Annotated in this window: 5 protein-coding genes; 2 read left to right on the top strand and 3 right to left on the bottom strand. The window is 76.6% G+C overall.

The window, feature by feature from the left end:
• Positions 1-1364: AMP-binding protein (locus tag ACWENR_RS27830; protein WP_452279911.1), on the bottom strand; the 1364-nt coding region annotated here is incomplete at its 3' end.
• A 930-nt stretch (positions 1365-2294) separates the two neighbouring features.
• On the opposite strand from ACWENR_RS27830, the gene ACWENR_RS27825 reads away from it, so the two are divergent.
• A complete protein-coding gene (locus ACWENR_RS27825) occupies positions 2295-3488 on the top strand; it encodes an ATP-grasp domain-containing protein (RefSeq protein ID WP_452279910.1) in 1194 nt (397 codons plus the stop codon).
• 172 nt (positions 3489-3660) lie between these two features.
• On the opposite strand, the gene ACWENR_RS27820 is transcribed toward ACWENR_RS27825, so the two are convergent.
• Positions 3661-4701, bottom strand: coding sequence for a 3-dehydroquinate synthase family protein (locus tag ACWENR_RS27820; RefSeq protein WP_452279909.1), 1041 nt, complete (start codon positions 4699-4701; stop codon positions 3661-3663).
• Entirely contained in the window at positions 4682-5521 is an 840-nt protein-coding gene (locus ACWENR_RS27815) for a hypothetical protein (RefSeq protein WP_452279908.1), read from the bottom strand. Before ACWENR_RS27815 ends, ACWENR_RS27820 begins: the two co-directional genes overlap by 20 nt.
• A gap of 226 nt (positions 5522-5747) precedes the next feature.
• Between ACWENR_RS27815 and ACWENR_RS27810 the strand changes: the two genes are divergently transcribed.
• A partial coding sequence (locus ACWENR_RS27810) for an AMP-binding protein (RefSeq protein WP_452279907.1) occupies positions 5748-8592 on the top strand: 2845 nt, incomplete at its 3' end.

Below are 8592 nucleotides of genomic sequence, written 5' to 3'. Positions count from 1 at the left end.
GCGGCGAGGTTGGTGGGTGGGCAGAACGCGTGGCTGGTCTGTTCCTTGGCGATCAGGTCCGTGAGCCGGCGGGCGTCGAGCAGGTCGTCGCGGGAGCAGACCACGACGCGGGCGCCGGAGGTCAGCGCGGTGTAGATCTCGCCGAGGGCCACGTCGAAGACCGGGGCGCAGCAGTGCAGCATCCGGCTGTCCGGGCCGACCGCGCACTCCTCGCGCATCCACGTCAGGAAGTTCGTCAGCATGGCGTGGGTCAGCACGACACCCTTCGGGGTGCCCGTGGAGCCGGACGTGTAGATCACGAACGCCGGCGCGGAGGCCGGCACGGCCGGCAGGTCCACCGGCCCGCCCGCCCGCACCACGGGCCAGTCGTCGTCCAACGCGACGACCGACACCCCGTCCCCGCCCGGGATCCGGGGGGCCACCGCACCGACGGTCAACACCACCCGCGCGCCGTGGTCGGCCAGCAACAGGCGCATCCGCTCCGCCGGCCACGACACGTCCATCGGCGTGTACGCCGCCCCCGCCCGCAGCACGCCCAGGGTCGCCACCAGCGACCACAGGCTGCGGTCCAACGCCAGCGACACCACGGCGCCGGCGCCCACACCCATCGACCGCAGATACCCGGCCAGCGACGCCGACCGGCGGTCCAACTCCGCGTACGTCAACACCTCGCCGCCGGCGACCCCCGCCACCGCCTCCGGCGTGCGCCGCGCCCACCGCAGCACCAGCTCGTGGATCGGCTCGGCCGGCACCTGCCGCTCGGCGCCCCGGCCCCACGCCAGCAGCCGCTCCCGCTCCGCGTCCGTCAGCAGCGGCAGCCCCGACAGGCCCGTCCCGGGCGCGGCCAGCCCCGCCCGCGTCACGGTCGTCACGTGGTCGAGCAGGCCCCGCACCCAGTCCGCCGAGAACCCGTCCGCCGCGTGGTCCACCCGTACCGCCGAGCCGTCGGCGGCCACCGTCACGACCAGGTCGACCGCGACCACCGCCGGTCCGGCCTCGGCCACCGGGGCGTCCACCAACCCCACCACCACCGGGCCCGCCGGGCCGTCGTCCGCCGACGCCGGCGTCGCCAGCGCCGCACCCACCCGCGACACCAGCTCGCCGAAGCCCGGATCGTCCGCCACGTCCACCCGCAGCCCGCCACCGGACGACAGCCCCAACGCCACCCGGCCCTGACCGGTGTACCGGGCCAGCACGGCCACGAGTCCCGCCAGCACCGCCTCGCCGGTGGCCCCGACGGTGAGCGCGCGGTGCGCCGACGCGGCCGGGGCCGGCCACGCCGTCGGCCGACGCCTGTCGCCCACCAGTTCCAGAGCCTCGGCGTCCACGGCGCCGGCCACGGCCCGCTCGAATCCGACAGACATTGAGCTCAACCTCCGATCGAAGGGGAAGACCGGACGCCGGGCGGCCGACGCGGCCGGCCGGTGTGCCGTACGCCGGACGACACGCCGTGCCGCGCCCGTGCGGGTCTCTGCCGGGCGCGCACCGACCCGCGCGGCGGCCCGGCCGGTTGGCGGGGCCGACGGCCGGAGGTGTGGCCGTGGCGCGGGAAGGGACGTGCGGTCGGGGGAACGGCAACCGATGGGGCCCGACCCTACGAAGCCCCGTGGCCGGGAGTACACCCCTAGAGCTACGCCCCGTCGACCCCTAGTGCCGCCGCCGCTGCCGGCCCGTGGCCGGTGTCGCGTGCCGGCCGGCACGGCGGCGGGCGCGCGTGCCGGCGGCGCGGCGCCCGCCATTTGAGCTGGTCAGTGCGCGCCGGTCTGGGCACGCGGACGGAACTGCCCGCCGTGACCACAGTCCATGGTGGACCGGAGCCGTGATCCGAAACGGCGGTACGCGATGGTCCGAACGCGACAGTGCATGATCTCGCGGGCCTTTCGAATGGGGCTCTTCGGTCAGCCACGGACGAGGGCTCCGCTCGGAGAATCGGCGATTCCGGCGGCGGAAAGGGCCCTCCGTGCTCGGCTGACCGGCCCATCCCGAGGTAGTGAGACCTGACTATGCTTTCCCGATCATGACCCAGTCGGCGGCTGCCATCGCGGCCACCGCCTGACGGTGTGCACCTCGCCGACGCAGCGCTGACCACAAGCCAGCCCGCTACCTGGCCGGTCCGGCCCTGAACCCCGTCCGCCGGTGCACGCGGCACGCCCGACTCTCGTGGCCGAGCGGCCCTACCCGAACGCCGGGAGCGCACCCGACGGCCACGGTCACCGCTCGACCGTGGTCGTGGCGCACCCGGACTCCGTGCCACCCCGAGGCCCCCACGTGGGGCCGGCATGTCAGGAGATCTCATGGATGAGCCCATCCAGGTGCAGGTGTTCGCCCCCGACGGAGTGCTGCTCGCCCGGCCACCGGACCCGGTGGCGACCGCCGGCAGCCGCTATCTCGCCGGGGCCGGCGCCGCCCTGCACAACGGCCTGGACATGATCACGGGGCTGCACCTGACCCTGCCGCACCAGGCGGCGGTCATCTGCAGCGCCGGATCGAGCGCCGACAAGTCGCTGCGCCTGCTCGCCCGGTGCGGACTGAAGCCGCCGACCGACCTGCGCGAGTTCCGCTCCGGCGCGCAGGCGACGCAGCTCGCCCGGGAGGCCGCCGAACGGGGCGAGCTGCTGGAGTTCCAGTTTCCGCCGCACGATCCACGGCTGCGGCAGGCGCGCGCCCGGGTGTCGCCGGAGCTGCTGGCCCGCCTCAACAACAAGACCGTGCTGGAGACACTGATCGCACCGGAATACCTGCCCCGCCGCCAGGTCGCCACCCCCGCCGAGGTGCGCCGAATCGTGCGGCAGGACCGCCGACCCGCCGTCGTCAAACCGGCCGGCGTCGAGGTCTACAGCGGAATCGCCATCTTCACCAGGCGATTGCAGGATCGGTTGAACAGGTCGCTGTTCAACCAACTGGAACAGGTCAGCGACCGGTGGATCGTCGAGGAGGAGGTGCCCTTCCGCACGATCTGGGGACTCCAGTTCGGCGTGACGGAAAGCGGGTCGGTGCACTATTTCGGCGCGTCCGCGCACCTGCCCCAGCCCACCTCCACCTGGGTCGGCTGCGTGCTGGACGACGACGACCCGCCGCCGGCGGAGCTGATCGAGGCGCTGACCGTAGGGGTCCGCAGGGCCAGCGCGCTCGGATACCGCGGCTACTGCGCGTTCGACGCCGGCATCAGCCGGGACGGCCGGCTGCGGGTCATCGACCCGAACTTCCGGGTCAGCGGGGCCACGGCCTCCGTGCTGCACCGCAGCTCGCTGCTGGGCCGGCACCGGTGCGCGATGACGACCTTCTTCTCCCTCGCGCCCGGCGTCGACGCCGAGCCGCTCCTCGCCCCGTTCATCGACCGCGGTCAGCTCGTCGTGTTCATGCACCACGACCCGGCGGAGACCGACAACGGCCCGCAGCCGGCGACCATCGTCGGCATGGTCGGCGCCTCCGACCGGTACGCCTGCGGCGTGCTGGTCGCGCAGATCCAGCGGGCCCTGGGCGGCTGACGCGGCACCCCCGGGCCGCCGCCGCGGCCCGGGGGAGACCCGACGACCGGCTCGGCCCCCACGTCCGGCAACCCGTGCCGCGAGCCGGCGGCTCGGCCCCCGTCGGCCCCGCGCCGAGCCGCTCTCGCCCGTCCTGATCGGACGGTGGGCGGCCCCGACCCCGGCCCGTCCGTCACATGCCCGTCAGGGCGGCGCGGACGGCCGCCTCGGGAACGTCGGCGACCAGCTCGGGGCCGGCCGGCCCGTCCAACACGAACGACAGGCCGGACGTGGCCTTCTTGTCGCGCCGCATCAGCGCGACCAGTTCGTCGTGGTCGACGCCGCCGGGCAGCGCCGGGTCCAGGCCGTAGTCCGCCACCACCTCCCGGTGCTCGGTGACCCGGTCGGGCGGGACGCGGCCGAGGACGCCGGCCAGCCGGCCCGCGAAGACGGTGCCGACGCCGACCGCCTCGCCGTGCCGCAGCCGGAAGTCGGTGGCCCGCTCCAGCGCGTGTCCCAACGTGTGCCCGTAGTTGAGGATGTGCCGCAGCCCGGCGTCGCGTTCGTCGGCGGCCACCACCGACGCCTTGAGCGCGACGCAGGCGGCGATCTGCTCCGCCACCTGCCGGTCGCGCAGCTCGCCGGCGCCGATGAAGTGCGCCCGGGCGATCTCCCCGTAGCCGTTGCGCCACTCCCGTTCCGGCAGCGTGCCCAGCTGCTCGGTGTCGCAGAGCACCGCCCGGGGCTGCCAGTACACCCCGACGAGGTTCTTGCCCTCCGGCAGGTTGACCGCCGTCTTCCCGCCGACGCTGGCGTCCACCTGGGCCAGCAGCGTGGTCGGCAGGTGGATCACCGCGACGCCCCGGTGGTAGAGCCCGGCGGCCAGCCCCACCACGTCCGTGGTGGTGCCGCCGCCGCAGGAGACCACCGCGTCGGCGCGGGTCAGCCCGAACTCCGCGAACAGCCGGCAGAGCCGCTCCACGGTGGCCAGGGTCTTGTCGTGCTCGCCGTCGCGGGCCGGCACCACCCGGTGCGGGACGCCCGGGTCGGGCGTCCACTCCGGCGGTCGGGCCGAGACCACCACGACGCGCCGAGCGCCGATCCGCGCCACCTCCGCCGGCAGGCGGTGGCGCACGCCGGGGCCGATCAGCACCGGGTACGCGCGCTCGCCGAGCGCCACCTCGATCCGGGCCGGCTCGGCGGGGGCGGGACGGTCAGGCGCGGACGCGTGCATGCGGTTGCTGTCTCCTCTGTTGCGGAACGGGGGCCGGTGGGCCGACGGCGGGGCGGTCACGGACCATCGACAGGCGCAGGGCCAGCGCCGCCAGCGAGTCGACGTCCGGCCCGATGCCCCACCGCTCGTGGGTCAGTTGCGCGTGGTGCGCCAGCAGGAAGCCGCGCGGCGCCGCCGGATGGTCCCGGTCGACCACGTCGGCCACCCGGTCCAGGTAGTGCCGCCAGGCGACGGCGACCTCCCCGCCCAGCGGCAGGTCGCCGGCCGCCAGGACGATCTTCTCCGCCTCGGCGTCCGCCTGCGCGGCCAGGTCCCGCCGCTGCGCCCCGGTGAGCCGCCGGGCCCGGTCCTGCCAGTGCAGGAAAAGGAACGCCAGCCGGTCGCCCGACGGCACCAGCCCGGTCAGGTGCCGCAGGTGCGCCACCGCCAGCGGCAGCTCGACGCCGGCCAGCCAGGGGGCGTTCCCGCCGAGCAGGACCAGGGCCAGGTCGCTGCCCGCCGACGCCAGCGGGCCGCCCCGGGCGGCGTCGCGCACCGCGTCCGGCGCCGGGGCGAAGGACACCCCCGGGTCGTACGCGAGCAGCCGAGCGCGGACCGCGTCGAGCGCGGTCCGGTCCCCGTGGAACCCGAGGCTGAGCCATCGCCCGGTGGCGGTGTCGGGCAGGTCGAAGAACCAGTCCGCGCCGGGATCGGCGTGGCGGGCGGCGGTGACGAGGTCGGTGAGGACCGTGCCGACCAGCTCGGGCACCCGCGCGCCCGGGCGTCCGTCGGGCGGCACGGCCAGGCGGGCGAACAACCAGCAGCGTTCCAACGACGGCACCTCGGCTGACGGGCGGGTGGAGCACGGGGCTCGACGGTCTGCGGGGGTCGCCCCATCATCGACCTGCGGAGACGCCCGCCTCCTGCTCGGCGGCCGGATCTGGGGACGACTTAGGGGGTGACAGGGGTAGGTTGCCGGCGGGGCGCTGGGAAGACTTGGGCCGTTACGGCGAGCGAGGTCTACGCCGCGGACGAGGGAGTCTCGCCGACGGACGGAATGTGGTGACATGCTTCGGAGCGACCTGATCCAGCCGTTGCCCGACCTGCTCGCGGCCCACGCCGCCAGCTTCGGCGACAAGGTCGCGTTCCGCGACGACCACCGGGCGGTCCGGTACGCCGACCTGCACGCGCGCACCCGCCGACTGGCCGGACACCTCGCGGCGTCGGGCGTCGGCCGGGGCGACCGGGTGGCCTTCTGCCTCGGCAACCGGGTGGAGACGGTGGAGACCTGGCTGGCCGTCACGCGGGCGGCCGCCGTCGGCGTACCGCTGAACCCCCGCAGCACGGACGCGGAGCTGGCCCACCTGCTGGACGACTCCGGCGCGGTGCTGGTGGTCACCGACCCGGAGCACCTCGACCAGGTGCTGCGGCTGCGCGCCGAGCGGCCGGTGCCGCGGGTGGTGGTGACCGGGAGCGACCCGGTGCCCGACGGGGTCACCTCGTGGAACGCGCTCGTCGACACCGAGCCCGGGGTGGACGCCCGCGACGACCTGGGCCTCGACGAGGTCGCCTGGATGCTCTACACCTCCGGCACCACCGGCCGGCCCAAGGGCGTGCTCTCCACCCAGCGCACCTGCCTCTGGTCGGTCGCCTCCTGCTACGTGCCGATCCCCGGGCTCACCGCCGCCGACCGGGTGGTCTGGCCGCTGCCGCTGTTCCACAGCCTCTCCCACATCGGCTGCGTGCTGAGCGTGACCGCGGTCGGCGCCACGGCCCGGCTCGTCGACGGCTTCTCCGCCGACGACGTGCTGCGCGCCGTCGCCGCCGACGAGGCCACCGTGCTGGCCGGCGTGCCGGCGATGTACCACCACCTGGTCGGCGCTGCCCGGGAGACCGGGTTCCGCGCCCCGGCCCTGCGGGTCTGCCTCGTCGGCGGGGCGATCACCACCGGCGCGCTGCGGCGGGCGTTCGAGGAGGTCTTCGACGCGCCGCTGCTCGACGCGTACGGCAGCACGGAGACCTGCGGCTCGATCGCCGTGACCCGGCCGGACCAGCCCCGCGTCGAGGGCTCCTGCGGGCGGGCGGTGCCGGGCGTCGACGTGCGCCTGGTCAGCCCGCAGACCGGCCTGGACGTGCCGACCGGCGCCGAGGGCGAGGTGTGGGTACGCGGGCCGAGCCTCATGCTCGGCTACCACGGCCTGCCGGCGGTCACCGCCGCGGCGCTGCGCGACGGCTGGTACCGCACCGGGGACCTGGCCCGGCGCGACGCCGACGGCAACATCTTCGTCACCGGCCGGCACGGGGAACTCGTCATCCGCGGCGGCGAGAAGATCCACCCCGCCGAGGTGGAGGAGGCGCTGCGCGCCGTGCCCGGCGTCGCCGACGTGGCGGTGACCGGCTGGCCGCACGATGTGCTCGGCGAGGTGCCGGTGGCCTTCGTGGTGCCCGGGCCGGCGGGCTTCGACCCGCGGGCGGCGTACGCGGCCTGCCGGGAGAAACTCTCCTACTACAAGGTGCCGGAGGCGCTGTACGAGATCGCCCGGGTGCCCCGCACCGCCTCCGGCAAGGTCACCCGCCGGCTGCTGCGCGACGAGCCGGCCCGGCTGCGCGCGGTCAACGGCAGCCACCACGAGGCGCTGAGCCGGCTCGTCTGGCGACCGCTGGACCTGACCGCCGTACCGCCGGTCGGGTCGCCGGCCCCGACGGCGGCCCTGGCCGCCGCCCCGGCCCGCCGCTGGGCGGTCGTCGGGCCCGGCGGCACGGCACTTGCCGAGACGCTGCGGGCCGCCGCGACGAGCGACCGGTTCCGGTCCCACCCGGACCTCGCCGCCCTGCGCGCCGCCCCGGACGTGCCCGACGTGACGGTGCTGGCCGTCGACCCGGCCGACGCCGATCCGACGGACCTCGCCGACCGGCTGCGCGCCTGGCTCGACGACGACCGCCCCGCCGGTACCCGCCTGGTGCTGCTGACCGGCCCGGCCGGCGCCGGCGACGCGCCCGGCCACGCGGCCACCGGCTCCGGGGCGGGCGACTTGCCCGGCCGCGCGGCCACCGGCTCCGGGGCGGGCGACTTGCCCGGCCACACGGCCACCGGCTCCGGGGCGGGCGACTTGCCCGGCCGCGCGGCCAGCGTTCCCGGCGCGGGCGACACGCCCGGCCACGCGGCCACCGTTCCCGGCGTGGGGGACGCGCCCGGCGGGGGCGACGCCGCCGGGTGGACCGGGCCCGACCCGTCGGCCGGCGCCGTGCCGGCGATCGGGCGCGCTCTCCAGGCCGCGCACCCGGACCGGATCGTGCTGGTCGACCACGACGCCGACCCCGCCTCGCTCGCCCTGCTGCCCGCCGTGCTGGACGCCGGCGCCGCCCAGGTCGCCCTGCGGGCCGGGACCGCCCGGCACGCCGTCCTCGCGTCGGTCCCGGCGACCGTGCCGGCGCGGCCGGTGACCGTCGCCGACCCGGACCGTCCGGTCCTGGTCGTCGGCGCCGACGGACCGGCCGGCGCGGCGCTGGCCCGGCACCTCGTCGCGGCGCACCGCGTCCGCCGGCTGCGGCTGCTCCACCTCGGCGATGCCGCCGGGTCCGCCCTGGCGGCGCTGGCCGCCGAACTCGGTGCCGCCGGCGCCGAGGCCACCGCGCTGCCCGCCGACCGGGCGGGCGACGACCCGCCCGGCGGGATCTTCCTCTGCCCGTCCGAGGACGACCTGGCCGACGACGACGCCGTGGCCCGGCTGGTCGGCCTCGCTGCGGCGCTGGACGCGGCGAGCCGGCTCCCCGCCGCCGCGTTCACCGTCCTCGTCCCGTCCGCCCTGCTGCTGGGCGCCGCCGACCGGGAACGGGCCGCCGCGGCCGCCGGCGCCCTGCACGCCCTGGCCGCCCGCCGCCGGGCCGCCGGCCTCCCGGCCCGGGTCGTCG

This window comes from Micromonospora sp. NPDC004336 (assembly GCF_053602615.1).
Note: the sequence above shows the minus strand (reverse complement) of the source record. Positions and strands in the feature narration are given on the sequence as shown.

What these genes read in the sequence shown, in the direction of transcription:
- ACWENR_RS27825 (WP_452279910.1), top strand. Translation starts at nt 2,295, where the DNA reads ATGGATGAGCCCATCCAGGTGCAGGTGTTCGCCCCCGACGGAGTGCTG.
- ACWENR_RS27820 (WP_452279909.1), bottom strand. Translation starts at nt 4,701, where the DNA reads ATGCACGCGTCCGCGCCTGACCGTCCCGCCCCCGCCGAGCCGGCCCGG.